Source organism: Streptomyces sp. NBC_00091, assembly GCF_026343185.1.
Lineage (GTDB): Bacteria > Actinomycetota > Actinomycetes > Streptomycetales > Streptomycetaceae > Streptomyces.
The window spans coordinates 902,745-928,669 of record NZ_JAPEMA010000001.1; the positions used below are offsets into that span (position 1 = coordinate 902,745).

The 25,925-nt window shown below is 71.9% G+C and carries 24 protein-coding genes; 7 read left to right on the forward strand and 17 right to left on the reverse strand.

The window, feature by feature from the left end; genetic code table 11:
• Positions 1-20 precede the first annotated feature (20 nt).
• Both OOK34_RS03710 and OOK34_RS03715 read left to right on the forward strand, forming a co-directional pair.
• Positions 21-1,490: a cytosine permease gene (locus tag OOK34_RS03710; protein ID WP_267032431.1), complete on the forward strand. Its 1,470-nt coding sequence runs from the start codon at positions 21-23 to the stop codon at positions 1,488-1,490.
• 82 nt (positions 1,491-1,572) lie between these two features.
• Positions 1,573-2,559: an LLM class flavin-dependent oxidoreductase gene (locus OOK34_RS03715; protein ID WP_267032432.1), complete on the forward strand. Its 987-nt coding sequence runs from the start codon at positions 1,573-1,575 to the stop codon at positions 2,557-2,559.
• Positions 2,560-2,604: 45 nt separating this feature from the next.
• On the opposite strand, the gene OOK34_RS03720 is transcribed toward OOK34_RS03715, so the two are convergent.
• The 4 genes from OOK34_RS03720 to OOK34_RS03735 all read right to left on the reverse strand — a co-directional run bounded on the left by OOK34_RS03720 (position 2,605) and on the right by OOK34_RS03735 (position 9,161).
• Positions 2,605-4,038: a sugar porter family MFS transporter gene (locus OOK34_RS03720; protein WP_267032433.1), complete on the reverse strand. Its 1,434-nt coding sequence runs from the start codon at positions 4,036-4,038 to the stop codon at positions 2,605-2,607.
• A gap of 182 nt (positions 4,039-4,220) precedes the next feature.
• Positions 4,221-8,048, reverse strand: coding sequence for an AAA family ATPase (locus tag OOK34_RS03725; protein WP_267032434.1), 3,828 nt, complete (start codon positions 8,046-8,048; stop codon positions 4,221-4,223).
• Positions 8,049-8,296: 248 nt separating this feature from the next.
• Positions 8,297-8,512: a hypothetical protein gene (locus OOK34_RS03730; RefSeq protein WP_267032435.1), complete on the reverse strand. Its 216-nt coding sequence runs from the start codon at positions 8,510-8,512 to the stop codon at positions 8,297-8,299.
• A gap of 367 nt (positions 8,513-8,879) precedes the next feature.
• Positions 8,880-9,161, reverse strand: coding sequence for an acylphosphatase (locus tag OOK34_RS03735; RefSeq protein ID WP_267032436.1), 282 nt, complete (start codon positions 9,159-9,161; stop codon positions 8,880-8,882).
• A 131-nt stretch (positions 9,162-9,292) separates the two neighbouring features.
• On the opposite strand from OOK34_RS03735, the gene OOK34_RS03740 reads away from it, so the two are divergent.
• A complete protein-coding gene (locus OOK34_RS03740) occupies positions 9,293-10,171 on the forward strand; it encodes a CAP domain-containing protein (RefSeq protein WP_267032437.1) in 879 nt (292 codons plus the stop codon).
• A gap of 63 nt (positions 10,172-10,234) precedes the next feature.
• Here the strand turns inward: OOK34_RS03740 and OOK34_RS03745 are convergent, their stop codons facing one another.
• Positions 10,235-10,846: a flavodoxin family protein gene (locus tag OOK34_RS03745; RefSeq protein ID WP_267032438.1), complete on the reverse strand. Its 612-nt coding sequence runs from the start codon at positions 10,844-10,846 to the stop codon at positions 10,235-10,237.
• A gap of 114 nt (positions 10,847-10,960) precedes the next feature.
• Between OOK34_RS03745 and OOK34_RS03750 the strand changes: the two genes are divergently transcribed.
• Positions 10,961-11,365, forward strand: coding sequence for a helix-turn-helix domain-containing protein (locus OOK34_RS03750; RefSeq protein WP_267032439.1), 405 nt, complete (start codon positions 10,961-10,963; stop codon positions 11,363-11,365).
• Here the strand turns inward: OOK34_RS03750 and mutM are convergent.
• The 9 genes from mutM to OOK34_RS03795 form a co-directional block, all read right to left on the reverse strand.
• Positions 11,338-12,207 carry a bifunctional DNA-formamidopyrimidine glycosylase/DNA-(apurinic or apyrimidinic site) lyase gene (mutM, locus tag OOK34_RS03755; RefSeq protein ID WP_267032440.1) on the reverse strand — a complete coding sequence of 290 codons (870 nt, stop codon included), beginning with the start codon at positions 12,205-12,207 and terminating at the stop codon, positions 11,338-11,340. The genes OOK34_RS03750 and mutM overlap by 28 nt on opposite strands.
• A gap of 84 nt (positions 12,208-12,291) precedes the next feature.
• Complete coding sequence (gene rnc / locus OOK34_RS03760) at positions 12,292-13,116, reverse strand: ribonuclease III (protein WP_267032441.1); 825 nt, start codon at positions 13,114-13,116, stop codon at positions 12,292-12,294.
• Between the two features lie 19 nt (positions 13,117-13,135).
• A complete protein-coding gene (gene rpmF, locus OOK34_RS03765; protein ID WP_003965982.1) occupies positions 13,136-13,309 on the reverse strand; it encodes a 50S ribosomal protein L32 in 174 nt (57 codons plus the stop codon).
• Positions 13,310-13,311: 2 nt separating this feature from the next.
• Positions 13,312-14,019, reverse strand: coding sequence for a DUF177 domain-containing protein (locus OOK34_RS03770; protein WP_267032442.1), 708 nt, complete (start codon positions 14,017-14,019; stop codon positions 13,312-13,314).
• Positions 14,020-14,088: 69 nt separating this feature from the next.
• Entirely contained in the window at positions 14,089-15,126 is a 1,038-nt protein-coding gene (locus tag OOK34_RS03775) for a cell division initiation protein (protein ID WP_267032443.1), read from the reverse strand.
• 104 nt (positions 15,127-15,230) lie between these two features.
• Positions 15,231-15,710: a pantetheine-phosphate adenylyltransferase gene (gene coaD / locus OOK34_RS03780; RefSeq protein ID WP_267036610.1), complete on the reverse strand. Its 480-nt coding sequence runs from the start codon at positions 15,708-15,710 to the stop codon at positions 15,231-15,233.
• A 14-nt stretch (positions 15,711-15,724) separates the two neighbouring features.
• The gene (gene rsmD, locus OOK34_RS03785; protein ID WP_267032444.1) at positions 15,725-16,303 is read right to left on the reverse strand and encodes a 16S rRNA (guanine(966)-N(2))-methyltransferase RsmD; all 579 of its coding nucleotides are present in this window, start codon (positions 16,301-16,303) and stop codon (positions 15,725-15,727) included.
• A 44-nt stretch (positions 16,304-16,347) separates the two neighbouring features.
• Positions 16,348-19,569, reverse strand: a complete 3,222-nt coding sequence (locus tag OOK34_RS03790; RefSeq protein WP_267032445.1) for a helicase-related protein — start codon at positions 19,567-19,569, stop codon at positions 16,348-16,350.
• Between the two features lie 26 nt (positions 19,570-19,595).
• On the reverse strand, positions 19,596-21,251 hold the full coding sequence (locus OOK34_RS03795; RefSeq protein ID WP_267032446.1) for a DAK2 domain-containing protein: 1,656 nt from the start codon (positions 21,249-21,251) through the stop codon (positions 19,596-19,598).
• Between the two features lie 241 nt (positions 21,252-21,492).
• Here OOK34_RS03795 and rpmB point away from each other — a divergent pair, with 241 nt between their 5' ends.
• Positions 21,493-21,678: a 50S ribosomal protein L28 gene (gene rpmB, locus OOK34_RS03800; RefSeq protein ID WP_007266795.1), complete on the forward strand. Its 186-nt coding sequence runs from the start codon at positions 21,493-21,495 to the stop codon at positions 21,676-21,678.
• A gap of 144 nt (positions 21,679-21,822) precedes the next feature.
• Here rpmB and thiD read toward each other — a convergent pair whose 3' ends face one another.
• Complete coding sequence (gene thiD, locus OOK34_RS03805) at positions 21,823-22,632, reverse strand: bifunctional hydroxymethylpyrimidine kinase/phosphomethylpyrimidine kinase (RefSeq protein WP_267032447.1); 810 nt, start codon at positions 22,630-22,632, stop codon at positions 21,823-21,825.
• Positions 22,629-23,609: a thiamine-phosphate kinase gene (locus tag OOK34_RS03810; protein ID WP_267032448.1), complete on the reverse strand. Its 981-nt coding sequence runs from the start codon at positions 23,607-23,609 to the stop codon at positions 22,629-22,631. The genes thiD and OOK34_RS03810 overlap by 4 nt, the downstream gene beginning before the upstream one ends.
• Positions 23,610-23,854: 245 nt before the next feature.
• Here OOK34_RS03810 and OOK34_RS03815 point away from each other — a divergent pair, with 245 nt between their 5' ends.
• Together OOK34_RS03815 and OOK34_RS03820 are read left to right on the forward strand one after the other, a co-directional pair.
• The gene (locus OOK34_RS03815; protein ID WP_267032449.1) at positions 23,855-24,088 is read left to right on the forward strand and encodes an Lrp/AsnC family transcriptional regulator; all 234 of its coding nucleotides are present in this window, start codon (positions 23,855-23,857) and stop codon (positions 24,086-24,088) included.
• Between the two features lie 23 nt (positions 24,089-24,111).
• Positions 24,112-24,606 carry a DUF3515 domain-containing protein gene (locus tag OOK34_RS03820; RefSeq protein ID WP_267032450.1) on the forward strand — a complete coding sequence of 165 codons (495 nt, stop codon included), beginning with the start codon at positions 24,112-24,114 and terminating at the stop codon, positions 24,604-24,606.
• Between the two features lie 129 nt (positions 24,607-24,735).
• Here OOK34_RS03820 and OOK34_RS03825 read toward each other — a convergent pair whose 3' ends face one another.
• Positions 24,736-25,893, reverse strand: coding sequence for a D-alanine--D-alanine ligase family protein (locus tag OOK34_RS03825; protein ID WP_267032451.1), 1,158 nt, complete (start codon positions 25,891-25,893; stop codon positions 24,736-24,738).
• Positions 25,894-25,925: the final 32 nt, after the last annotated feature.

A 25,925-nucleotide genomic window follows, 5' to 3' on the forward strand; every position in this document is an offset into this window, starting at 1 on the left:
CCCTCCCCACGGAGTACCGCATGCCTGCCGAGACCGCCGACGGAGCGATAGCAGCCCCGACCGAGCCCGCCGTCGAGACCCGAGGCCTGGAGCCCGTCCCCGACAGTGAGCGCACCGGCCGGATCCGCGAGCTGGTCCCGACCTGGGTCGCCGCGAACATCAGCGTGCTGCTGCTCACCATGGGCGCGGGGCTGGTGATCTTCAACGGGCTGAACATCTGGCAGGTGCTCGTCGTCGCGGTCGCCGCGCCCGTCGCCTCGTACGGGATCGTCGGCCTGATCTCCATCGCCGGGAAGCGCGGCGGCGCGCCCGGCATGGCGCTCTCGCGGGCCGTCTTCGGCCAGCGCGGCAACCTCTTCCCCGGCGCCCTGATCTGGGTGGCGCGCTGGGGCTGGGAGACCATCAACGCGGTCAGCGGCGCCTACGCCGTGCTGACCGTCCTCGACCTGCTCTTCGGCGTGCGGAGCAACACCGCGCTCATCGTCGTCACCCTGCTGTTCTTCGTGAGCTGCACCTTCGTGGTCTCGGGGCTCGGCATCAACGCGCTGCGCGTCTGCTCGACCTGGTCGACGTACCTCTTCGGCGCCTTCAGCGTGCTCGTCCTCGGCTACCTGCTCTTCACCACCGACTGGTCCGCCGTGTTCGCCAAGCCGGCGGGCTCCACGGCGATGATGATCGCGGGCATCGGCACCATCGCGGCCGGCGGTATCAGCTGGGTGCCGTCCGGCCCGGACTTCACCCGCTACCTGCCGCGCACCGCCTCCGCCAAGGGCATGGTCGGCGCGACGATCGGCGGCGCGGGCGTGGTGGTCCTGCCGATGGTGCTGATGGGCGCGGTGATGGCCGTCGGCACGCCGGACCTGGCGAGCGCGGCGGACCCGGTCTCCTTCATCGGCGAGCTGCTGCCGACCTGGATCGCGGTCCCGTACCTGCTCATCGCGCTGATCGGGATGCTGCTGATCAACTCGATGTCGATGTACTCCGCCGGCTTCACCGCGCAGACCCTGGGCATCAAGGTGCCGCGCGCCTGGGCGGTCAGCGTCAACGCCGTCATCAGCCTGGTCTTCGGCTTCCTGCTGATGGTGGTCGCGACCAGCTTCTTCGGCTCGTTCATCTCCTTCCTGACCCTGCTGGCCGTGGCCTTCTCCGCGTGGATCGGCGTCTTCGGCGTGGACATGCTGCGGCGCACCTCCTACGACGGACCCGCGCTGCTGGACACCACGCCGGGCAGCGCCTACTGGTACCGGGGCGGCTTCGCCTGGCAGGCGATGACGGCCTGGGGCGTGGCCCTGGTGGCCGGGCTGCTGTTCACCGAGGTGGACTGGTTCAGCGGGCCGCTCGCCGCCACCTGGATCGGGGAGAACGGCCTGGGCTGGGTGACGGGCATCCTCACCTCCGCCGCGCTGTACGCCGTACTGCCGCGCACGCCCGCGCCGGCCGCGCGGGAGCCCGAGGGGGAGCGCGAGCCCGCCGGATCCCTGTCCAACTGACGCTTCGTCAGCTAGCGTCCCCCTTCGCCCGCCCCGCCCGCATCCGGCGAAGGGGCGCACCCGGCGAAGGGGGACTCCTTTCATGCCCATCACCGTGGCCCGGTTCAACCTGGTCGACCCCGACGGCACCCCCGAGAGCCTCTCCGCCCGCTACAAGGCCGCCCTGGAGATGGCCAAGTACGCGGACGAGCGCGGGATCGACACCATCCAGACCGAGGAGCACCACGGCACCTCCAACAACTGGCTGCCCTCTCCCTTCGCCTTCGCCGGCGCGGTCTTCGGCGCCACCCGCCGGATCGCCGTCACCGTGTCGGCGATCATCGGCCCGCTCTACGACCCGCTGCGGGCCGCCGAGGACATCGCGGTGCTCGACCTGCTGAGCGGCGGCCGGCTGGTCACGGTGGCGGGCATCGGCTACCGGCCCGAGGAGTACGAGCAGCAGGGCGCGGAGTGGGGCCGGCGCGGCCGGCTCCAGGACGAGCTGCTGGAGACCCTGCTCGAGGCGTGGACCGGCGAGCCGTTCACCTTCCGCGGCCGGACCGTACGGGTCACCCCGCGCCCCTTCACCCGGCCCCACCCGCTGCTCCTGGTCGGCGGCAGCTCCAGGGCGGCGGCCCGCCGCGCGGCCCGGCTGGGGCTGCCCTTCTTCCCCAGCGCACACCTGCCGGAGCTGGAGGCGTACTACCGGGAGCAGCTCGCGGAGCACGGCACCGAGGGGTTCTGCATGATGCCCGCCGCCGAGACCCCGCTGCTGCACATCGCGGAGGACCCGGACCGGGTGTGGGCGGAGCACGGCGAGCGGTTCCTGCACGAGGCCGGGACGTACGCCTCCTGGCAGTCCAAGGAGATCCGCAGCGCCGTACGGTCGGCCGCGCGCTCGGTGGCGGAGCTGCGCGCGGAGGGCGTGTACCGGGTCCTGACCCCGGAGCAGGCGGTGGCGTACGCCCGGGGCGCCGGCGAGGCGGGGAACCTGGTGCTGCACCCGCTGTGCGGGGGCATGCCGGTGGACGAGGGCTGGCGCAGCCTGCGGCTGCTGTGCGAACAGGTGCTGCCCCGGCTCAAGGACTGAGCCGGGGCAGCACCGCGGAGGGGACGGGGTGGTGGCGGGGAGTGGTTACCCCATCTCCTCCAACGCCTTGCCCTTGGTCTCCGGCACCCACTTGAGGATGAACGGGATCGAGAGCACGGCGAAGACCGTGTAGATGACGTAGGCGCCGGACAGGTTCCAGTCCGACAGGGTCGGGAAGGTGACGGTGATGACCCAGTTGGCGACCCACTGGGCCGCGGCGGCGACACCGAGCGCGGCGGCCCGGATCCGGTTGGGGAACATCTCGCCGAGCAGCACCCAGACCACCACGCCCCAGGACAGGGCGAAGAAGAGCACGAAGGCGTGCGCGGCGATCAGCGCGACCGTGCCCTGGGTCCCGGGCATGGAGATCTCGCCGGCGACATCGCTCTTGTAGGAGAACGCCCAGGCGCAGAGGCCGAGGGAGAGGGCCATGCCGGCCGAGCCGATCAGCGCGAGCGGCTTGCGGCCGATCCGGTCGACGAAGATCATCGCGATCACCGTGCCGATGATGTTGATGATCGACGTGGTGAAGGAGTAGAGGAAGGAGCTGGTCGGGTCGATGCCGACGGACTGCCACAGCGAGGAGCTGTAGTAGAAGATCACGTTGATGCCGACCAGCTGCTGGAAGACCGAGAGGCCGATGCCGATCCAGACGATGGGCATCAGTCCGAAGCGGCCGCCGAGCAGGTCCCTGAAGGTGGACTTGTGCTCGGAGCGCATGGCCGCCTCGATCTCGGCGACGCGCACGTCGAGGTCGACCTGGCCGCCCTCGACCTCGGCCAACACCTTGCGGGCCTCGGCGGTGCGGCCGGCGGAGATCAGGAAGCGGGGGGACTCGGGGATGACGAAGGACATCAGGCCGTAGAGCACGGCCGGGACGACCATCACGCCGAGCATCCACTGCCAGGCCTCGAGCCCGCCGATCTTCCCGCGCTGGTCACCGTCGGCCAGGTTGAGGATGCCCCAGTTGACCAGCTGCGAGATGGCGATGCCGATCACGATGGCGGCCTGCTGGAAGGAGGCGAGCCGGCCCCGGTAGGCGGGCGGGGACACCTCGGCGATGTAGGCGGGGCCGATGACGGAGGCCATGCCGATGCCGAAGCCGCCGATGACCCGCCACATGGCGAGGTCCCAGAGCGCGAAGGGCAGGGCCGAGCCGATGGCGCTGGCCGTGAACAGCACGGCGGCGATCTGCATGCAGCGGATGCGGCCGATCCGGTCGGCGAGGCGCCCCGCGGTGGCGGCGCCGAGCGCGCAGCCGATCAGCGCGGCGGCGATCACCTGGGCGAGTGCGCCGGAGCCGATGTCGAAGCGGTCCCGGATGGCGACGACGGCGCCGTTGATGACGGAGCTGTCGTATCCGAAGAGGAATCCGCCCATCGCGGCGGCCGCGGTGATGAAGATGACGTGCCCGAGGTGGTCGGGCTGGGACGCGCGTCCGCCGCCGGGCGCGGGCGCCTGCGCTGTGCTGCTGGTCAAGGTGTGCTCCGTGGGGGGTCTTGTCCGTTCTCCTAGTGGGGCACAGGTCAAGATCGGGCACCACTGGAAGGCGGGAGGCAGCACCGAGCCTATGTGTTCATTTCCTGAAGTCAATAGGTCATGTGAAGGTCAGATTAAGTTCAAGACCGGGGTCTTGATTTCACTTCTTGAAGAGGATGCGCTCAGCGGAGCCGCTGGCTGATGACCTTCGAGACCCCGTCGCCCTGCATCGAGACGCCGTAGAGGGCGTCCGCGACCTCCATCGTCCGCTTCTGGTGCGTGATGACGATCAGCTGAGAGCTCTCCTGGAGCTCCTCCATGATGCGGATCAGCCGCTGGAGGTTGGTGTCGTCCAGGGCGGCCTCGACCTCGTCCATCACGTAGAAGGGGCTGGGCCGCGCCTTGAAGATGGAGACAAGCAGCGCCACGGCCGTCAGCGACCGCTCGCCGCCGGACAGCAGGGACAGCCGCTTGACCTTCTTGCCGGGCGGGCGGGCCTCGACGTCCACGCCGGTCGCCAGCATGTTGTCCGGGTCGGTGAGCACCAGACGGCCCTCGCCGCCGGGGAACAGTCGCGAGAACACCCCCTCGAACTCACGGGCGGTGTCCCGGTACGCCTCGGTGAAGACCTGCTCGACCCGCTGGTCGACCTCCTTCACCACTTGAAGGAGGTCGGCGCGGGTCTTGCGCAGGTCCTCCAGCTGTTCGCTGAGGAACTGGTGGCGCTCCTCCAGGGCGGCGAACTCCTCCAGCGCGAGCGGGTTGACCTTGCCCAGCTGCTGGTAGGCACGCTCGGCCGCCCTGAGCCGCTTCTCCTGCCGGACCCGGTCGAAGGGGCCGGGCCGGTTGCGGGGGTGCTCCGGATCGTCCGGCAGCTCCTCGCCCTCGGCGGGCGGAGACGGCGGAACCGGCTGGTCGGGCCCGTACTCCGCCACCAGGGCGGCCGGCTCCACGCCCAGCTCCTCCAGCGCCCGCGTCTCCAGCTGCTCGATCCGCAGCCGCTTCTCGGCGCCGAGCACCTCGCCGCGGTGTACGGAGTCCGTGAGCTTGTCGAGCTCGCCCTTGAGGTCGCGGCCCCGGCCGCGGGCCTCGCCGAGCTCCCGCTCGCGCAGCCCCTTGGCCTGCTCGGCGGCCGTCCGCTCCTGCTCGGCCCGGCCGATCGACACCTCCAGGTGCGCCAGCAGCTGGCGCGCCCCGTCGGCGACCGCCCGGCCCACCTCGGCCTCGTGGCGCAGCCGCTCGCGGCGCCGCTCCGCGCGGGCCCGGGCCTCGCGCTCGGCGCGGGCGCCCCGGTCGAGCGCGTCGGCCCGCCCGGCGAGCCCCTTGACCCGCTCCTCGTGGGTGCGCAGCTGGAGGCGGGCCTCCATCTCGGTCTGCCGCGCGTTCGCCCCGTCGGCGGCGAGGCGGTCGCGGGCCGAGGCGTCGGGCTCCTCGGCGAGCGGCAACTCCTGCGCCGCCTCGAGCCGCTCCGCGCATTCCTCTACGTCGACCCGCGCGCGCTCCAGCGCCTCCTGAGCCGTGGCTGCGGCCAGGGCGCTGCGCTCGGCTTCGCCCAGGGCCCCCTTCGCCTGCCCGGCGAGCCGGCCGAGCTGCTGGGCCACCCCCGCCCGGGCCTGCTCCCCGGCCCGGCGCCGCTCGGCCAGCTCCTCGGCGAGGGCGGCCGCCCCGGCGCGCCGGTCCTGGGCCGCCTCCTTCGCCGCGGCCAGCTCGCGGCACTCGGCTTCCAGCCGCTCCAGCTCCGCCGCCGCCTCGTCCACGGCGGCCTGCACCTCGATCAGGCTGGGCGCGCCGGCGGAGCCTCCGTGTGCGAGGTGCGCGCCGAGCACGTCCCCGTCGGCGGTCACCGCGATCAGGCCGGGCCGCTCGGCGACCACCGCCTCGGCCTCCTCCAGGGTCCCGACCACGACGTGCTCCCGCAGCACCCACGCCACGGCCCGCACCACCTCGGCATCCCCCCCGACCAACGCAGCAGCCTCCCACCACCGCCGCCCCACCACCACCCCAAGCCCCAGGGCAGAGCCCGCCTCGGGGTCCGGCGCAGAACCCGACCCGGGGTCCGGCGCAGAGCCCAACCCGAGGCCCAGGGCAGAGCCCACCCCGGAGTCCGGGGCGGAGCCCCGCACGGGGTCCGGGGCGGAGCCCCGGTTTCGGGAAGGGGCGGGGTGGGGGAATTCTCCCGGGCCCTCGGCCTGCCCGGGCAGCCCGGCACCGCCCGGGTGCGGGGCCTGCCCCGGAACCACGGCCGGGGCCGGGGCCGGGGCCGGAAGCACGGCCGGGGGCTGGCCCGGGACGGTGGGGGCCGGGGCGATCAGGAAGGTGGCCCGCCCCGCATCGGCGTCCCGCAGGTGCCGGATGGCCTCGGCGGCGGCCCCGGCCGAGGCAACGGCCACCGCATCCGCGGCGGAGCCAAGGGCCGCCGCCACCGCGACCTCGTACCCCGGGGCCACCGACACCCGCTCCGCCGCCGGCCCGAGCAGCCCGGCCAGCCGCTCGCGCGCGGCGAGCAGCGCCCCCGTCCCGTCCTTGCGCCGCAGCCCGAGCGCGAGCGCGTCCCGCCGCGCGGAGACGGCCGCGCGGGATCGTTCCGCCGAGGTCAGCGCCTCGCGGGCCGCCGCCAGCGCGGCCTCCGCCCCGGTCAGCCCGGCCTTCGCCGCCTCGTACTCCCCCTCCACCGAGGGGTCTTCGAGCCCGCCGACCTCCTCGGCCAGTTCCTCGTACTCCTCCCGCGCGGCCACCGCCCGGGCCCGCGCCTCGTCCCGGGCCGCCACGAGCCGCTCGATCTCCGCCTGCGCCGCGCCCGCCCGCGAACGGGCCGCCCCCAGCCGCCCGGTCAGCCGGGCCAGTTCCTCACGCCGGTCGGCGATGGCCCGCGCGAGGTCCCGCAGCCGCCGCTCCTCCTCGGCCAGCGCGCGCTCCAGCTCGGCCCGGTGCGCGGCGGTGTCCTCCAGCGCCCGCTCGGCCGCCTCCAGAGCGGCCGTCAGCTCCGCCTCCTGCTCCCGGATCCGCGCGGCCTCCCGCTCCATCTCCTCGGGGTCGCGGCCCCGCCGCTCCTCCTCCACCGGGGCGGAGGCGCTCTTGACCCGGGCCTCGGCCAGGGACGCGGTCCCGCGTACCCGTTCGGCCAGTTGCGACAGCTCGTACCAGGTCTGCTGGGCCCGCTGGAGCCGGGGCGCGAGGCGCCGTACCGATTCCTCCAGCTCGGCCTCGCGCCGCAGCGCGTCCTCGAGGTCCCGCTCGGCGGACTCCTTGCGCTCCTTCAGTGCGGCCTCGTCCGCGATCTCCGCGTCGAGGGCGCCCCTGAGGGCCACAAGGTCGTCGGCGAGCAGCCGCAGCTTCGCGTCGCGCAGGTCCGCCTGGATCACGGCGGCCCGGCGGGCCACCGCCGCCTGCCGTCCCAGGGGCTTGAGCTGGCGGCGCAGTTCGTCGGTCAGGTCCTGCACCCGCGCGAGGTTGGCCTGCATCGCGTCGAGTTTGCGCAGCGCCTTCTCCTTGCGCTTGCGGTGCTTGAGTACGCCCGCGGCCTCCTCGATGAAGGCGCGGCGGCCCATCGGGTCGGCGTGCAGGACGGAGTCGAGCTGGCCCTGTCCGACGATGACGTGCATCTCGCGGCCGATGCCGGAGTCGGAGAGCAGCTCCTGGATGTCGAGGAGCCGGCAGGTGTCCCCGTTGATCTGGTACTCGCTGCTGCCGCCGCGGAACATGATCCGCGTGATGGTGACCTCGGCGTACTCGATCGGCAGGGCGCCGTCGCAGTTGTCGATGGTGAGGGAGACCTCGGCCCGCCCCAGCGGCGGCCGTCCCGTCGTGCCCGCGAAGATGACGTCTTCCATCTTCCCGCCGCGCAGGGATTTGGCTCCCTGTTCCCCCATGACCCAGGACAGCGCGTCGACCACGTTGGACTTGCCCGATCCGTTCGGGCCGACGACGCAGGTGATGCCCGGTTCGAAGCGCAGGGTGGTAGCGGAGGCAAACGATTTGAAGCCACGCAGGGTCAGGGACTTGAGGTGCACGCCGCCGGACTCTACCTTTCACGTTCGGTTTCGCCCATGAAGGTGCAGGGCACATCAGACGTTAAAGGAATCAGCCCCCCACCTGGCGCAATGGCCGGCCCGACGCCCGGCGCAATGCCCGGCCCGACGCCCGGCGCAGTGCCGGGCCCGGTGCCTCGGCGGCAGGAAAGAGCGGCAAGAAAGAAGGGACGCCAGGGCGTCCCTTGCATATCATTCGGGGCTGGAATCGAGCGACGAGTGAGCGCGGATCAGGTGAGCGCAGGCTCCGCCTGGGGTACGTCGATGTCGATGCTGTCCAGCAACGAGTCTCCGTGCTGAGCGGCGGCCGCGGTCAGAGCGTCGTTCTCGGACTGGATCCGTCCGAGCTCGGACTCGAGGTCCTGGACGCGCTGCTGAAGCCGTCGCATCTCGGCGAGGAGTCGCGGGTCGGAACCGCCGACGTAACCGAGAAGCGCCTTTGCCATGATGGATGGTCCTCCACACTGAGTGACCGACCGAAGCGGTGTGGGTCGTGAGGGAATCGCACCCGCGGATGTCCGACAGCGACTGTCAGTCACTGCACTCGTTCTCTTGCTGACGCTGCCTACTGCCAGCACTGCCAAACAGCTCAGGTGCGCGGGGCTTCCAGCGTCTCACCAAAAAGTTTGACGGTCAACACGATCACGCCCCGTATCGGCGGGCGGCCCGGTCCGCACAAGGGGCGGAGGGATCAACCTCGCCTCCGAGCCTTCCACGGATCGTCCGCCGCGGCAACGCGTCGGCGGCGAATGCGCAGATCCGACCGGGTGCGGCCCTTCCGGGGATCTGATCAGTCCATGATCAGTCGATTGATCACCGGATCTCGAAGCCGTCGTAGCCACCGCGCGGTGTGCCCCAGATCTCTGTCACCCCGTCCACCCGTCCGGGCGTGTCGGCGGAGCGGAGCCAATCCAGCAGCCGGTGGCAATTCTCACGTTGACCTTCGGCCACCACCTGCACTCGACCGTCGTCGAGGTTGAGCGCGAAGCCGATCATGCCGCCGATCTCCAGAGCATTGGCCCTGGTGAACCAGCGGAAGCCCACTCCCTGTACACGGCCGCGCACCCAGGCGGTCATGCGGACATCTTCATTCATGCATGAACGCTAACCGGGCAAACGGTTTCGGGGCCCATCGCCCCCTTGGCTCATCGGCTACAGTCCCCCACCAGCGACTCACCCGTTCGGGTGAGCAAAGTTTGATCTTGCAAAGGGAAGGCTCGCCGCCCATGGGACGCCACCGACTCCACGCCGCGCCTCGGCGCGGTGCCAAGCGCACCGCCGTGCGCGCCGGGCTGCTCGGCGTGTCCGCGGCCGTGGCCCTCGGCACGGCGGCCGTGACGACCGGGTTCGTGCCGGTCGGCGGCGCCTTCCCCTACGTCGGCACGGGCGCCGGGGACAAGACGGAGGCCCGGGCCAAGCCCTCCGCCGACGCCGACGCCGACGCCGGCGCGGGGCTGGAGCAGCAGGGCGGCCTGGCCAACCTGTCGGGCCGGGCCTCCTCCGCCCCCGAGGCGGGCACGCCCTCGGCCACCCCCTCGGCCTCCCCCAGCCCCTCCACCTCGCCCTCCCCGTCGGCATCGCCCTCGACCACTCCCTCCCCCTCGGCCTCCACCAAGGAGCCGGAGAAGAGGGAGCCAGAGAAGAGCGCGGCCCCGCAGCCGCCGAAGCCGGCCGCCCCCAAGCCCCCGGCGGCGCCGAAGCCCGCGGCCCCGACGGCCGGGGACGGGCACTCCGCCGAGGAGGCCGCGGTGCTCGCCCTGGTGAACCAGGAGCGCGCCCAGGCCGGGTGCGTCCCGGTCCGGGCCAACCCGCCGCTGGCGGCGCTGGCCGGTGCCTTCAGCAAGGACATGGCCGTACGGGGCTTCTTCGACCACACCGACCCGGACGGGAACACCCCGTGGCAGCGGGCCCAGAACGCGGGGATCTCCGGCATGGGCGGCGAGAACATCGCGCGCGGCCAGGGGGACGCGAAGTCGGTGATGGAGTCCTGGATGAAGAGCCCGGGCCACAAGGCGAACATCCTCAACTGCGAATTCCGCACCCTGGGCGTCGGTGTCCACTTCGGCTCCGGCGGCCCCTGGTGGACCCAGGACTTCGGCTTCTGACGGCCTGCCGGTCCGACGGACTGACGGCCTGACGGCCTGCCGGTCCGACGAACCGCCGGTCAGTCAGACTCCGGCGGCCGCCAGGGCCGCCCGGCCCGCCACGACCACGCGGGTGTGCTCGGCGACCCGCCGGCCGAGGTGCTCGGCGGTCGCGATGTCGGCCTTGTGCACGCCCTCCGGGCCCTCGTCGGAGTTGGTCTGGGCGGCCGCGCCGGAGAAGAAGCCGAGACGGTTGAGGTCGAACTCGGAGCCGGCGGTGGAGTTCCAGCCCGGCTTCAGGCCCAGGTTGACCCAGCTCATGCCGTGCTGCGAGGCCAGCGTCTGGAAGAACTGCAGGGTGTGGAGCTTGTCGCCGGACTTGGAGCCGGAGTTGGTGAACCCGGCGGCCACCTTGTCCTGCCACACATCGCCGAACCAGCGCTTCGAGGTGGCCTCGGCGAAGACGTGGAAGGCGCCGGAAGCGGTGCCCATGTAGGTCGGGGAGCCGAAGACGATCGCGTCGGAGCCGTCCAGCAGCTCCCACTCGGCGTCCCCGATCTCGTCGACCTTGATCAGGTGGACCGTGGCCCCCGTGGCGGCGGCGCCCGCCCGCACGGCCTCGGCGACGACGGCGGTGTGGCCGTATCCCGAGTGGTAGGCGATGGAGACGACGGGGGTGGGGGTGTTCGCGGACATGGCTGTTCTCCTCAGAGCGTGCGGTGAACCGCGGTGCGGCTGAGGAAAAGAGAATCACTAACTTTTAGAAAGCGCAAGCAGACAGTTAGCGCTGCCCGGGAGTACGCTTGGTCCATGGAGACCCCTGTCTGTACCGAAGCCATCGCGGACGACCTGCCGTTCGACGTCTTCGCCCGCGCCTGCCCCTCGCGCGAAACCCTGGAACACGTCACGGGCCGCTGGGGCAGCCTCACCGTCGGCGCCCTCCAGGAGGGCCCGTGCCGCTTCAACGAGCTGCGCCGCAAGGTCGACGGCGTGAGCGAGAAGATGCTCTCCCAGACCCTCCACGCCCTGGAGCGCGACGGCATCGTCCACCGTGAGGCGCAGCCGACCAACCCGCCCCGCGTCGACTACGAGCTGACCCCGCTGGGCCGCGAGATCGCCGCCCGCCTGCTCTCCCTGATCCACTTCCTGGAGGGCAGCATGGACGAGGTCCTGGTCTCCCGGCAGACCTACGACGCCGCGCGCGGCGGCCGCTGACACCGCGGGCAGAAGTAGCTGGACCGGTTCATCCACGCCCTCCGCCGCATCGGCGTACCGCAGCGGCGGCAGGGCTCGCCCTCGCGCCCGTAGGCGTCCAGAGACCGGTCGAAGTAGCCGGACTCGCCGTTCACGTTGACGTACAGGCTGTCGAAGCTGGTCCCGCCGACCGCGAGCGCGGCGTTCATGACCTCCCGCACATGGGTCAGGAGTTCCGCGCTCCGGGGGCGGGTGAGGGTGGCGGTGGGGCGCTCGTAGTGCAGCTTCGCGCGCCACAGGGCCTCGTCGGCGTAGATGTTGCCGACCCCGCTGATCAGCGACTGGTCCAGCAGGGCCCGCTTGACGGTGGTGCGCTTCGCGCGCAGCGCCAGGTGGTAGGCCCCCTCGTCGAAGAGCGGGTCCAGCGGGTCGCGGGCGATGTGCGCGATCACGTCGGGCAGTCCCTCGGCGCTGCCGGGGACGGTCTCGTGCAGCGAGAGCCCGCCGAAGGTGCGCTGGTCGACGAAGCGCAGCTCGGTGCCCGCGTCGTCGGCGAAGCGGACGCGGATCCGCAGGTGCTTCTCATCGGGGGCGCCGGCCGGCTGCACCAGCAGCTGCCCGCTCATCCCGAGGTGCCCGAGGACGGACAGGTCCCGCCCCTCCAGGGGCAGCCACAGGTACTTCCCGCGCCGCCGGGGCACCCCGATGGTCTGCCCGGCCAGGCGCGCCGCGAAATCGGCCCCGCCCGCCAGGTGCCTGCGTACGGCCCGGGGGTGGAGCACCTCCACCGCGTCGACGGTCCGCCCGGCCACCCAGCGCTCCAGGCCGCGCCGCACCACTTCGACTTCGGGCAGCTCGGGCATGGTGTTCCTCCTGGGTGGGACGCGGCGGCGAACAGGAAACCCCGCCGCACCGGGGTGCGACGGGGTCACTGTAGAAGAAAGCGGTCAGGCGTCCGGCGCCGGGGCGACGGGCGCCTGCGCCCCGCCGTCCTGTGCCGGAGCGGCGGCGGAAGCAGCGGCTTCCGCCGCCTTCCGCTCGTCCGCGGCGGCGCGGATACCGCGCCACGCGGACTCCGCCGCCTGCTGTTCCGCTTCCTTCTTGCTGCGGCCGGTGCCGGTGCCGTACGAGACACCACCGACGCGAGCGGCAGCTGTGAAGGTCTTCTCGTGGTCCGGTCCGGTCTCGGTGACCAGGTACTCCGGTACACCAAGGCCTTCGGCCGCCGTGAGCTCCTGGAGACTGGTCTTCCAGTCCAGGCCGGCCCCGAGGTTGGAGGACTTCTCGATGAGCGGGTCGAAGAGCCGGTGAACCAGCTCCGAGGCCGCTTCGAGGCCCTTGTCGAGGTAGACGGCGCCGATCACCGCTTCCAGGGTGTCGGCGAGGATGGAGGCCTTGTCCCGCCCGCCCGTGCCCTCTTCGCCCCGGCCGAGCCGGATGAAGGAGCCGAGTTCGAGGCCGCGCCCGACCTCCGCCAGCGCACGAGAGTTGACCACCGCGGCCCGCAGTTTGGCCAGCTGGCCTTCCGGCAGATCGGGGTGGGTCGTGTACAGCGTGTCCGTGACCACCAGGCCCAGCACGGAGTCCCCGAGGAACTCCAGGCGTTCGTTGGTGGGCAGACCGCCGTTCTCGTACGCGTACGAACGGTGGGTCAGCGCACGCACCAGAAGGGCGGACTCGAGTTGGTACCCGAGCCGCCCTTCCAGAAGCGTGTGGGACGAGGCCGCGTTGTTACTGTCTGCCTGCTTCTCAGCGTTGGACAGCTCAGACATTGCGCCTCTCACCAGCCGCTCAGACCTCGAGGACCTGGCGCTTGTTGTAGGTGCCGCAGCTCGGGCACGCGATGTGCTGGAGCTTCGGCTCCTGGCAACGCTCACACGAAACCAGGGTGGGGACCGCAGCCTTCCACTGCGACCGGCGGTGGCGCGTGTTGCTGCGCGACATCTTCCGCTTCGGAACAGCCACGGCTACTTCTCCTGCTTCTCGGCGGCGCCCTGAACTCCGTCAGAGGCAGTGCCGCTCATGTTGTCCTTCTCGTCGCCCTGATCGGTGACGAGTCCCTGCAATGCCGCCCAACGAATGTCGACGGCGTCATGGTGGTGGTCCGGGTCGTCGTTCAGGCTGAGCCCGCAATCGGGGCACAGTCCGAGACAGTCCTCCCGGCACACCGGCTGCATGGGCAGTGCGAGCACCACCACGTCACGCAGCACGGGTTCGAGGTCGAACAAGCCGTCCTCGAGGAAGAGCGTGTCCTCGTCGTCCTCGGCGTCGTCGGCCGGCTCCGCCTTTGAGCGGCCCCGGTCGTCGGCGTCAGGGTACGAGAACATCTCCTGGAAGTCCGCCTTGAGCTCGCGCTCGACGGTCTCCAGACACCTTACGCACTCCCCCACCGCCGATGCACGGACGGTGCCTGTGACAAGCACCCCTTCCATGACCGACTCCAGGCGGAGGCTGAGCTTCAGTGGGGTGCCTTCCGGCACTCCGATGACGTCGACGAGACCGAAGTCCGCCGGTGCCTCGATCTCGCGGGACAGCCGCTGCATGGCACCAGGACGCCGACCCAGCTCGTGCGTGTCGAACACGAGGGGGTTGTGGTGGTCGAGGCGGGTGTTCAGGGCTGTTCCTGCTTTCACGGATCGCTGAAGATCAAAGATTCGGCCGCTCAAGGGCAGCATGGATCGCGGTGCATAGGCGCGACCGAACAGCCAGGATACCCGGCGCTTCGCTCTGAGCCCAATCCGGCCCTAGCGCCCCTGCTCGTACTGGCGCAGCTGGTCCAGGTTGATCATGCTCGTGTCGAAGAAGCTGGTCTCGTCGAGCGCGGGCTGCTGGGGATGCTGCGGCTGTTGCTGCGGCTGTTGCTGGTAGGCGGCGTACGGGTCGGGATGCTGCTGGTAGCCCGCGTAGGGATCCGGCTGCTGCTGGTACCCGGAGTACGGGTCCTGGTAGGCGTATCCGTCCTGCTGGGGCTGGTGCTGCGGCTGCTGGTAGGCGGCGTACGCGGTGTCGTACACGGGCTCCGGCTGCGCCGGGACCGGCAGCGGCGCGGGCCCCGGCTCCGCCAGGCCGGCGAGGAAGTCCGCGTCGCTCGCGGGGCGGGCCCCCTGGGCTCCGGCGGCGTCCTGGGCGGCCATGTGCGCGCCGAGGTCGTCCGAGGGCACCCGGCCCAGCAGCTTCTGGCGGCCCCGGCCGACGGCCTCCAGGGTCTTGGAGAGGACCGCCTCGAAGGTGGCCAGCTTCGTGTCGACGTACGCGTCCGCCTGCTCGCGCTGGATCTGCGGGTCGTGGCTGCGCTCCGGCGCACCGGTGTCGTCGTAGCCCTGCTCGTCCAGGCCCGGCCCGCGGCCCAGCAGCTTCTCGCGGCCGCGGTCCACCGAGCCGATGGTCTTGCTGAGCACGACCTCGAAGTTGGCGAGCTTGCTGTCGACGTACTCGTCCGCCTCGGCCCGGATCTCCGCGGCCTCCCGGCGGGCCTCCGCCAGGATCCGGTCCGCCTCGCCCTGCGAGCGGCGGGCGATCTCGGTGTCGGAGATCAGCGAACCGCGCTGGGCGTGCGCGGACTCGATGATGCGCCCCGCCTCCCGGCGGGCGTCCTCGACCATCTGCTCCCGCCCGCCGATGAGTTCCCGGGCCTGGGCGAGCGAGCCGGGCAGGGCCTGGCGTACCTCTTCGAGCCGGGCGAGGAGCTCCGCGCGGTTGATCACGCAGGAGGCCGACATGGGCATGGAGCGGGCGCCGCCGATGGCCGCGACGATCTCGTCCAGCTTCTTCTGTACGTCCATGGGGGGCTCGCGCTCTCTCTGCCTCGGACTGACGAGACGACTGTAGGGCCACCGGATGGACGCGCGGGACGGGCTGGGGGAACCTCAGCCCGTCCGCCGCCGGATCACTTCGCCCGCAGCCGCTCGATCAGCGCCGCGTGCACGTGCGCGGGCAGCAGGTGGGCCACATCGCCGCCCCAGGCCGCGACCTCCTTGACCAGGGAGGACGACAGGAAGCTGTAGGTGGGGTTGGTCGGCACGAAGAGCGTCTCCACCCCGGAGAGCCCCATGTTCATCTGGGCCATCTGGAGTTCGTAGTCGAAGTCGCTGACGGCGCGCAGGCCCTTGACGATGGCGGGGATGTCCCGCTGCTTGCAGAAGTCGACGAGCAGGCCGTGGAAGGACTCGACCTCGACGTTGCCGTAGTCGGCGGTCGCCTCGCGGATCATCTCGATCCGCTCCTCGACGGTGAACAGGCCCTTCTTGGACTGGTTGATCATCACGGCGACGTGGACGACGTCGTAGAGCCGGGAGGCGCGTCCGATGATGTCGAGGTGTCCGTTGGTGATGGGGTCGAAGGATCCCGGACAGACGGCGCGGCGCAACTGAACTCCCTCGTTCATGAGTCTTCGCTGGTGGAGGCGGCGCGACCGTACCAAAGGGTGCCCTCGCCGTACTTCCGGGACCGGAGCGGCTCGAAGCCGTCCGGCCACGGGAAGGCGCCGCTCCTCGTGCTGCGTTCCACGGTGACGAGCGCATCGTCCGTGAGCCAGCCATTGGACCGGAGTGTGAGGAGGATCTCCCGCAGTTCCGCGTGCTCCACGGCGTACGGCGGGTCCAGGAAGACGATGTCGTACGGGGCCCCGGGCGCGGCCCCCGTCACGATCTGCTCGGCCTTGCCGGCGCGGAACTCGGCGCCGGGCAGGCCCAGCGCCTTGATGTTGTCCCGGATCGCCTTGGCGGCCTTGGCGTCGGCCTCGACGAGCAGGGCGTGGGCCGCGCCGCGCGAGAGGGCCTCCAGGCCCACGGCGCCGGAGCCGCCGTACAGGTCGAGGACCCGGGCCCCTTCGACTCCGTGCAGCGACTCCCAGGTGGAGAAGAGCCCTTCGCGCATCCGGTCCGAGGTCGGCCGGGTGCCGGTGCCGGGGGGCACGGTCAGCCGTCGCCCGCCGGCGCTGCCGGCGATCACGCGGGTCATCTGGGGGGTCCTTCAATCTTCGGGGACAACGGGCACCCCCATTGTCAGCCCTTCTCCAGGTACTGCTCCCGCTCGGTGTCCAGCAGGGCGTCGAGCGCGGTGCGCAGCCCCGGCAGGTGCTCCAGTTCGGGGTCGGCGGCGACCACGCGGGTGGCCTCCTCGCGGGCCTGGGCGATGACCTCCTCGTCCTCGATGACGGCGAGCATGCGCAGCGAGGAGCGCACGCCGGACTGGGCCTGGCCCAGTACGTCGCCCTCGCGGCGCTGCTCCAGGTCGATCCGGGAGAGTTCGAAGCCGTCGAGGGTGGCGGCGACGGCGGCGAGCCGGGCGCGGGCGGGGCTGGCCTCGTGCATCTCGCTGACCAGCAGGCACAGGCCGGGGGCCGAGCCGCGGCCGACGCGGCCGCGCAGCTGGTGGAGCTGGGAGACGCCGAAGCGGTCCGCGTCCATGATCACCATGACCGTGGAGTTGGGGACGTTCACCCCGACCTCGATGACGGTGGTGGCGACCAGCACCTTGACCTCGCCGGCGGCGAAGCGGCGCATGACGTCGTCCTTGTCGGAGGGGTCCATCCGCCCGTGCAGCACCTCGACGGACAGCCCGGCGAGCGGTCCGCGCGTGAGCTGCTCGGCGATGTCCAGCACGGCGAGCGGCGGCCGCTTCTCCGCCTCGTCCTCGGCGGAGGCCTTCTTCTTCTTGGGGTCGTCCTCCCCATCCCCGATCCGAGGGCACACCACATACGCCTGGTGGCCGTTCTCCACTTCCTCGCGGACCCGTTCCCAGGCCCGGGTGAGGAAGTGCGGCTTGTCCTTGGCGGGCACGACATGGGTGGCGATCGGGGAGCGCCCGGCGGGCAGCTGGTCGAGGACGGAGGTCTCCAGGTCGCCGAAGACGGTCATCGCGACGGTGCGCGGGATGGGGGTGGCCGTCATCACCAGCAGGTGCGGGGGCTGCTTGCCCTTGGAGCGCAGGGCGTCGCGCTGTTCGACGCCGAAGCGGTGCTGCTCGTCCACGACGACCAGGCCGAGGTCGTGGAACTGCACCTTGTCCTCGATCAGCGCGTGCGTGCCGATGACGACCCCGGCCTCGCCGGTGACCAGGTCGAGCAGGGCCTGGCGCCTGGCGGGCACCCCCATCGACCCGGTGAGCAGCACCACCTTGGTGCCCTGGTCGGAGCCTCCGAGCATCCCTCCCTCGGCGAGCTCGCCCATCATCTCGGTGATGGACCGGTGGTGCTGCTGGGCGAGCACCTCGGTCGGCGCGAGCATCGCGGCCTGTCCGCCGCAGTCGACGACGGCGAGCATGGCCCGCAGCGCCACCATCGTGTTGTGCGTCACGGTGAAGTTGTCGGTGACGTAGGCGTGGCTCGGGTGCTCGACGCTGATGCACTGGACAGGCTTGACGCCTACGTACTCCACAGCCCGAACACCACGCCGGAAGGTGTTGTACTTCGGCCGCGGCCCCATACGTGCCGCCTTGCGCGACAGCCGGAACGGCTCGAACTCCTCGGGCAGGGCGATGGAAACGTTGAAGGCGGCCTTCTTGGGCAGGACACGGGCCCGTCCACCGAGAGACCGCACGAGCCAGGCCACGTCCTCCGCCAACCGGAGGGAGGCGGAGCAGAACGAAATGCTCGTTCCGTCCGCATGAAGCGTCCCGTCCGTGTCCATGAGCCCTTGAAGGACCGCCAAACGGTCCTTGACCGACGCGTTCTTGTAGACGTCCGGGAGGAACTTGTCGTGTGAGGTCGTACCCCACAGCCCCAGGTCGCGAGCCGCCTGGATGACAGGATTCCGTCGGGTGCCGTCCCTCGGCCCGCTCATCCGGATCGTGTAGTCGCAGCGGGATCCGGGAACCGCGGCCATCTCACAGTCGGGGGCCACGGCAGCCTCCACCGCGGCCAGGATCTCCTCGTCCGCAGTGGACAGTCTCAGGTTGTGCCGGAACGAGCCGTCGCCGATGAGAACACCCAGCAGGTAGGGATCAAGTGGTTGGTGGTCACCGTTCCCAAGGTCCACGGGGACAGCTGCCGGCAGGTACCACTTGGAAGATCCATTGGCCTTGTGCAGGTCCGATCGGATCTCCCTCGTGGTCATCACCTTGGGCTCCTGGCCCCGGTGCCATCCAGAGCTCGTGCCGACGATCCACAGGTGTTCGTCGTCGCACTCGACAGCGCTCCCGTCCGACAGCAACAACCGCCACACATCGCGTTCTCCCTGAGGGAACACGCCCCCGACGAGTGCAATCTCGCCGGTCGGCACCACCACCTCGTCCCCGATCGCGATATCGCCCATGGGCCGGTAACCCGTGGGTGTCAGCACCAGCGAGTCGAGAGGCTGGGCCTTGCCTGAGCCGACCTCGCCCTGGAGGAGGCGGTGCATGGGGTGGCTGGTGGCGAGGTCGTCGAAGATCTCCCGGGAGACGGTCTGCTGGCCTTCGGTGAGGGTGAAGGGCAGTTTGGCGTCGAAGGAGTCGAGGAGGCCTCCGGGGGCGGGGCGGCGGGCGACGGCGGGGAGCTGGGAGTCGGCGTGCCGGCGGCGGGCCAGGGCGACCTGGAGGACGAAGGCCTCGTCCCACTTCAGGCGCTGGCGGGCGTCCTCGACGTCGGCCTTGGTGGCGGGGCGGTGGATCTTGAGGAGGGCCTCGGTGAGCGGGACCAGCCCGCGGCCCTCGCGCAGGGCCGTCGGCAGCGGGTCCACGGTCTCCTGGGCGCTGGGCAGGACCGCGTCCACGCATTTGGCGATCTTCCAGGACTCCAGCTTGGCGCAGGCCGGGTAGATCGGGATGAGCTGGTTGGCGAAGGCGGTGGCGGCGTCCTTGTCGGAGGCGTCGGCGCCGAGGGGTTCGTACGCCGGGTGCGCGAGCTGGAGCTTGTGGTTGAACCGGGAGACCTTGCCGGCGAACATCGCGCGGCTGCCGGGGAGCAGCTCCTTGTGCGGTTTGTGGACGCCCGCGCCGAAGAAGACCAGCTGGAGGCGGCCGCTGCCGTCGGTGATGGTGACTTCGAGGCGCTTTCCGCCGCCGCGGCTGCCCTGGTAGGTCAGCAGGCGGGCGTCCGCGACCTGGGCGACGACGGTGACGTGCTCGTCGAGCTGGTCGGCGAGGTCGGCCAGCGAGGTCAGCTCGCCGCGCTCCGCGTACCGCCGGGGGTAGTGGTGGAGCAGGTCCAGGGCCGTGTGCAGGCCGAGCTGCTCGGCCAGCACCTTGGCGGTGGCGGGGCCGAGGGTCTTCTTGAGGTCTTCGTCGAGCGCGGGCACGTGTTCCATTGCACACCATGCCGCCGACAAGCCGGCTATTCGACTCCGATGAGCAGGGGCGCCGACCAGCGGCCGCCCCGGTAGGTGACGGTGTCCACGGCCAGGTGCGCGTGCTGGACGTACGCCTCCAGGCGCGCGGCGAGGGTGTCCGGCACCTCGGGCCCCAGGACGAGGGTGACCAGTTCGCCGCCGGAGCCCAGCATCCGCTCCAGGACCGCCTCGGCGGTCTCGGGCAGGCCGGCGCCGATGACGGCGACGTCCCCGTCGATCAGCCCGAGGACGTCCCCGGCCTGGCAGATCCCGGCGGAGGTGAAGGACTGGCGTTCGGCGACGGCCAGTTCCCCGTAGCGGGTGGCGCCGGCGGCCGCGGTCATGGCGACGACGTCCTCGTCGAAGCTGCCGTCCGGGTCGTGCACGGCGAGGGCGGCCAGCCCCTGGACCGCGGAGCGGGTGGGGATCACGGCGACCCGTACCCCGTCGGCGCGGGCCTGTTCGGCGGCGGCCGCGGCGGCGGCGCGCAGCTCGGCGCTGCCGGGCAGCAGGACCACCTCGCGGGCGTGTGCCCGGCGGACGGCGGCGAGCAGTTCGGCGACGTCGGGCTGCTCCCCGGGGCGGGCCGGCACGGTGGTGGCGCCGGCCTCCCCGCACAGGGCGGCCAGCCCCTCGCCCTGGACCACGGCGACCACGGCCCGCTGGACGCGGGGGGCCGCAGCGCGGCGGCGTTCGTCGCCGAAGTGGGTGATGCGGATGCGGTACGGCCGCCCGGCGACCACCCCGGCCTCGACGGCCGCGCCGGGGTCGTCGACGTGCACGTGGACGTTCCACAGCCCGTCGCCGCCGACCACCACCAGGGAGTCGCCGAGCCCGTCGAGGCGGGCGCGCAGTTCGGCGACGGCCTCTTCGGAGGCGTCCAGCAGGTAGATCACCTCGTACGCGGGACCGCCCTGCTCCTGCGCGCAGGGCTCGGGGTCCAGGAGCACGGGCACGGTCCGGCCGGGTACCGGCTCGGCGGCGGGTTCCTGGCCCGACAGCGCCTGCCACAGGGCCCCGAGTACGGCGACCAGCCCGCAGCCCCCGGCGTCGACCACCCCGGCCTTCCCGAGGGCGGCCAGCTGGCCCGGGGTCTCGGCGAGGGCCGCGCGGGCCCCCTCGTAGGCGGCCCGGGCCACTTCGGCGGCGGTGCCGGCGGCGGACCCCGCGGCGGACCCGGCCCGGGCGGCGGCGCCTGCGACGGTGAGCATGGTGCCCTCGACCGGGTGCGCGACGGCCTGGTAGGCCTCCTCGGCGGCCCGGGTCAGGGCCTGTGCGAGCAGCGGGCCCGGGGCGCGGTCCCCGGGGTCGGCGCCGAGCACGTCGGCCACGCCGCGCAGCAGCTGGGCGAGGATGGTCCCGGAGTTCCCCCGGGCGCCTATGAGGGCTCCGTGCGCGTAGGCCCGTACGGCTTCGGACAGGGAGGTCGGCCCTGTGCCGTCCGTCACGCCCGCGGGGGTCTCGGCGAAGGCCTCGGCCAGGGCGCGGTCGGCGGACCCGGCGGTGAGGTAGAGGTTGGTTCCGGTGTCGGCGTCCGCGACCGGGTAGACGTTGATCGCGTCGATGTCCTCGCGGGCCCGGCCCAGTGCGGCCAGGGCCAGCGAGCTCCAGGTGCGCACCGCTTCGGCGTCGAGGGCGTGCGGTCCAGGCTCGTGCGCCACCGGGCGTTCCTCCTTGTGCGGGCCAGGGTTCACCGCAGGGTAACGAAGGGTGGCCTCCGCTTCGGGACCCCGGGGCGGAGCAGGGCCCCGTCATGGTAGTTTTCTCGGACCCAAGCAGTCGTTGTATGCTGCTCAGGTTGCCCGTCGAGAGTCGGGTCATTCGTCCGGCAAGCCACTTCAGATCTCTGATTCCGGTGCGCCGGATTCCACCGTAATTGCATCTGAAGTCTTGGAGTGACCTGTGGCTGCCAACTGCGACGTTTGCGCCAAGGGGCCGAGCTTCGGCAACAACATCTCCCACTCGCACCGCCGCACCTCGCGTCGCTGGAACCCGAACATCCAGCGCGTCCGTGCCGTGGTCAATGGGACGCCGAAGCGCCTCAACGCCTGCACCTCGTGCATCAAGGCCGGCAAGGTCTCGCGCTGACGCCTCCCGTCGTCGTAGCGCAGCCCTTTCTGGTTGCCAAGAAGGCCGGTTCACCTCTGGTGAACCGGCCTTTTGCCTTTGTCTGAACGTCTGAGCGGATGGCCGGACCACCTACTGAGTTAGGAGGTGGTCCGGCCGTCCGCTTCAGCGCCAGCGCCAGGCGTGGTCCACCGGTCCGATGCCGCCGCCGAGCGCGAAGCCCGCGGCGATGGCGCCGGTGACGTACTCCTTGGCCGCCGTGACGGCCTCCGGGACGGCCAGGCCCTTGGCCAGGCCCGCCGCGATCGCGCTGGCGAGCGTGCAGCCCGTGCCGTGGGTGTGCCGGTTGTCGTAGCGGGGTGCCCGCAGCCACAGCTCCTCGGAGCCGTCGGTCAGCAGGTCCACGGCCTCGCCGCCGTGCGCCGCGAGGTGGCCGCCCTTGATCAGCGCCCAGCGGGGGCCGTGGCCGAGGATCGCGTCGGCGGCCCGCCGCATGTCGTCCTCGCTCTCCACGGCCACCCCCGTGAGCCGGGCCACCTCGTCCAGGTTCGGCGTCGCCACCGTGGCGCGGGGCAGCAGCTCCTTGCGTACGGCGTCCAGCGCGGAGGCGGCGAGCAGCGCGTCCCCGTGCTTGGAGACCCCCACGGGGTCCACCACCGCCGGGGCGGCGGTGCCGGCGAGCAGCTCGGCCACCGTCTCCACCAGCACGGCGGAGGACAGCATCCCGGTCTTGACGGCCTGGACGCCGATGTCGTCCACCACGGCCCGGTACTGGGCCGTGACGGCCTCGGCGGGCAGTTCCCAGGCCCCCTGCACGCCGATGGAGTTCTGGGCGGTCACGGCGGTGATCACGCTCATGCCGTGCACGCCGAGCGCCAGCATGGTCTTGAGGTCGGCCTGGATGCCCGCGCCGCCGCCGGAATCCGACCCGGCGACGGTCAGGCACCGCGGCGGGGCGGCCCCGGCGGGGCTCACGGGGTCTCCTCGACGGCCGGGTCGGCGCCGAAGTGGTCCCAGCCGCCGGTGCTGGTCCAGGGGGCGCCGTCCACGGTCACCTGGGGCAGCGCGGAGCGGTGCTGGACCTCGCCGATGACCTTCCAGCGGGCCGGGAGCTTCACGTCGGGCGGGAAGGTGGCCACGATGGCGTGGTCCTCTCCCCCGGTGAGGACCCACTGGAGCGGGTCCACGCCGACGGCCTGGCCGATGTCGTGCATCTGGGTCGGGATGTCCACGGCCCCCGAGCGCAGGTCGATCCGCACCTTGCTGGCCTCGGCGATGTGACCGAGGTCGGCGATCAGGCCGTCGCTGACGTCGGTCATGGCGGTGGCGCCGAGCCCGGCGGCCGCCGGACCGGCGTGGTAGGGCGGTTCGGGGCGCCGGTGCGCCTCGACGAAGGCCCGCGGGGAGCGGAAGCCGCGCGAGAGCACCGCGAAGCCGGCCGCGGACCAGCCGAGCCAGCCGGTGACGGCCACGACGTCCCCGGGCTGGGCGCCGGAGCGCAGCACGGGCTCGTGGTTGCGCAGGTCCCCGAGGGCGGTGATGGAGACGGTGATGGTGTCTCCGCGTACGACGTCCCCGCCGACCACGGCCGCGCCCGCGACCTGGCACTCGTCGCGGATGCCGTCCATCAGCTCGGTGGGCCAGGTGACCGGCAGCTCCGCCGGGACGACCAGGCCGAGCAGCAGCGCGGTGGGCACGGCGCCCATGGCGGCGATGTCGGCCAGGTTCTGCGCGGCGGCCTTGCGGCCCACGTCGTAGGCGGTGGACCAGTCGCGCCGGAAGTGCCTGCCCTCGAGCAGGATGTCGGTGCTCGCCACGACCCGTCGGTCCGGAGCCGACACCACCGCGGCGTCGTCGCCGGGTCCGAGCCGGACCGCCGGGGTGGTGGTGAGCCGTGAGGTGAGCTCCCGAATGAGCCCGAACTCCCCCAGCTCGCCCACAGTGCCCTTCATCGCTGTGCCCCTTCTTGGCAAGTCCGCTTGCGGTCGCGAGCCGTCACAGCTCTGGGTACCGTCAACAGATACGTCAACTTCTGCTCTGCGTACGCCCCGCTGTGCGTGGCGCCGGACCCCCGGGTCTCCCCGTGGCACGCGGCGACGCGGTACCGTGGCGTCCCTTCTTCCCCGGGCCCGCCCGTTCTGCCTGGGCCCATCCGAAGGTTAGGGGAAATGATCCTCGTGGCCGCCCTGGAGGTTCCGTGGTACAGGCGTACATCCTCATCCAGACCGAGGTGGGCAAGGCGTCGATCGTCGCCGAGTCCATCGCCAAGATCCCGGGGGTGATCCAGGCCGAAGACGTGACGGGGCCGTACGACGTGATCGTGCGCGCCCAGGCCGACACCGTCGACGATCTCGGGCGCATGGTCGTCGCCAAGGTCCAGCAGGTGGAGGGCATCACCCGCACCTTGACCTGCCCGGTGGTCCATCTGTAGCCCCCGTCTACTCTTGGCCGGTGATGTCATTGCCGCACCGCCGGCCCCTCCGTGTACTGGCCCTGCCCGCCGTGTCGGCCTCCCTGGCCCTCGCGGGCTGTGCCCCGGGGGATTCCGGGGCCCGGGTGGATCCGCCGCCCGCTCCGCCCGCCGCGGTCGCGAAGCTCTGTGCGGCTCTGCACGAGGAGCTCCCGGAGACGGTGGACGGACTGGCGCGGACCGCCACCTCACCGGAGTCGGATCTGACCGCCGCGTGGGGCGGCTCGGCGATCGTACTGCGGTGCGGTATCCCCAAGCCTCCCAAGATGGCGGATCCCAAGCAGGACGGCGTCGAGGTCAACGGCGTCGCCTGGCTTGTGGAGAAGCCCGAGGAGGGCGGTCTGCGGTTCACCACCGGGGCGCGGCTGGCGTACACGGAGATCTGGGTCGCCAAGGAGCATGCCACGGATGCGAGCATGCTGGTCGGTCTGTCCGGCGCCGTGGCCAAGACCGTCCCCGTGGGGATCTCCTCGTACTGACGGCCGGCCGCCCCCCGGGGCGGCCCCGGCCCTCCCCCGCTCACACCTCCGCCCGCCGGACCGTGCCCGTGAGGGCCGGTTCCGGCGGGCGGCCGGCTGTACGGGGCCGAGCGCGGCTGGGAAGGTGTCCTAGCGCAGCCCGGTGGAGCGGCGCAGGGCCGCCTGGATCAGGAGGTCCACCAGCTCCTGGTACTCGATGCCGGACTCCTGCCACATCCGCGGGTACATGGAGATCGGCGTGAAACCGGGCATGGTGTTGATCTCGTTGATGACGAAGGTGCCGTCCTCGGTGAGGAAGAAGTCGGCACGCACCAGACCCTCGCAGGACGCGGCCTCGAAGGCCTCGACCGCGAGCCGCTGCACCTCGGCGGTCTGCTCCGGGGTGAGCGGGGCGGGCACGATCCCGGAGGCGGAGTCGATGTACTTCGCCTCGAAGTCGTAGAAGTCGTGGCTGGAGACCGGCGGGATCTCGGCGGGCGCGCTGGCGCGCGGCCCGTCCTCGAACTCCAGGACGCCGCACTCGATCTCGCGGCCGCGCAGCAGCGCCTCCACGATGATCTTCGGGTCGTGGCGGCGGGCCTCGCGGACCGCCGCGTCGAGCCCGGAGGGGTCGTCGACCTTGGTGATGCCGATGGAGGAGCCGGCCCGGGCGGGCTTGATGAACAGCGGCCAGCCGTGCTCGCCGGCGAAGTCGAGGATCTTCGCGCGGGCGGCGTCCTGGTCGGCTTCCCACTCGCGGGGGCGGATGGTCACGTACGGGCCGACGTTCAGCCCGAAGGAGGTGAACACCCGCTTCATGTAGTCCTTGTCCTGGCCGACGGCCGAGGCGAGGACGCCGGAGCCGACGTACGGGACCCCGGAGAGCTCCAGGAGGCCCTGGAGGGTGCCGTCCTCGCCGTAGGGCCCGTGCAGCACGGGGAAGACGACGTCGACCTCGCCCAGCGCCTTGGGAACGGCGCCCGGCTCGGTGTAGACGACCTCGCGGCTGGCGGGGTCCACGGAGAGCACGACGGTGCCCTCGGCGGACTCCGCGAGCGTCTCCACGTCGGGGAGCTTGCGGTCCGTGATGGCCATGCGCTCGGGCTCGTCGGCGGTCAGGGCCCACCGGCCGTCCGTGGTGATGCCGATGGGCAGCACCTCGTACTTGGCACGGTCGATGGAGCGCAGCACGGCGCCCGCCGTGACGACCGAAATGGCGTGTTCCGAGCTGCGGCCGCCGAACACGACGGCCACGCGGGGCTTGCGGCCCTGCTGCTCAGGGGTCTGGGGGAGGTTCTCGCTGCTCATATCGCCACGAGGGTACCCGCTCAGACGTCCGG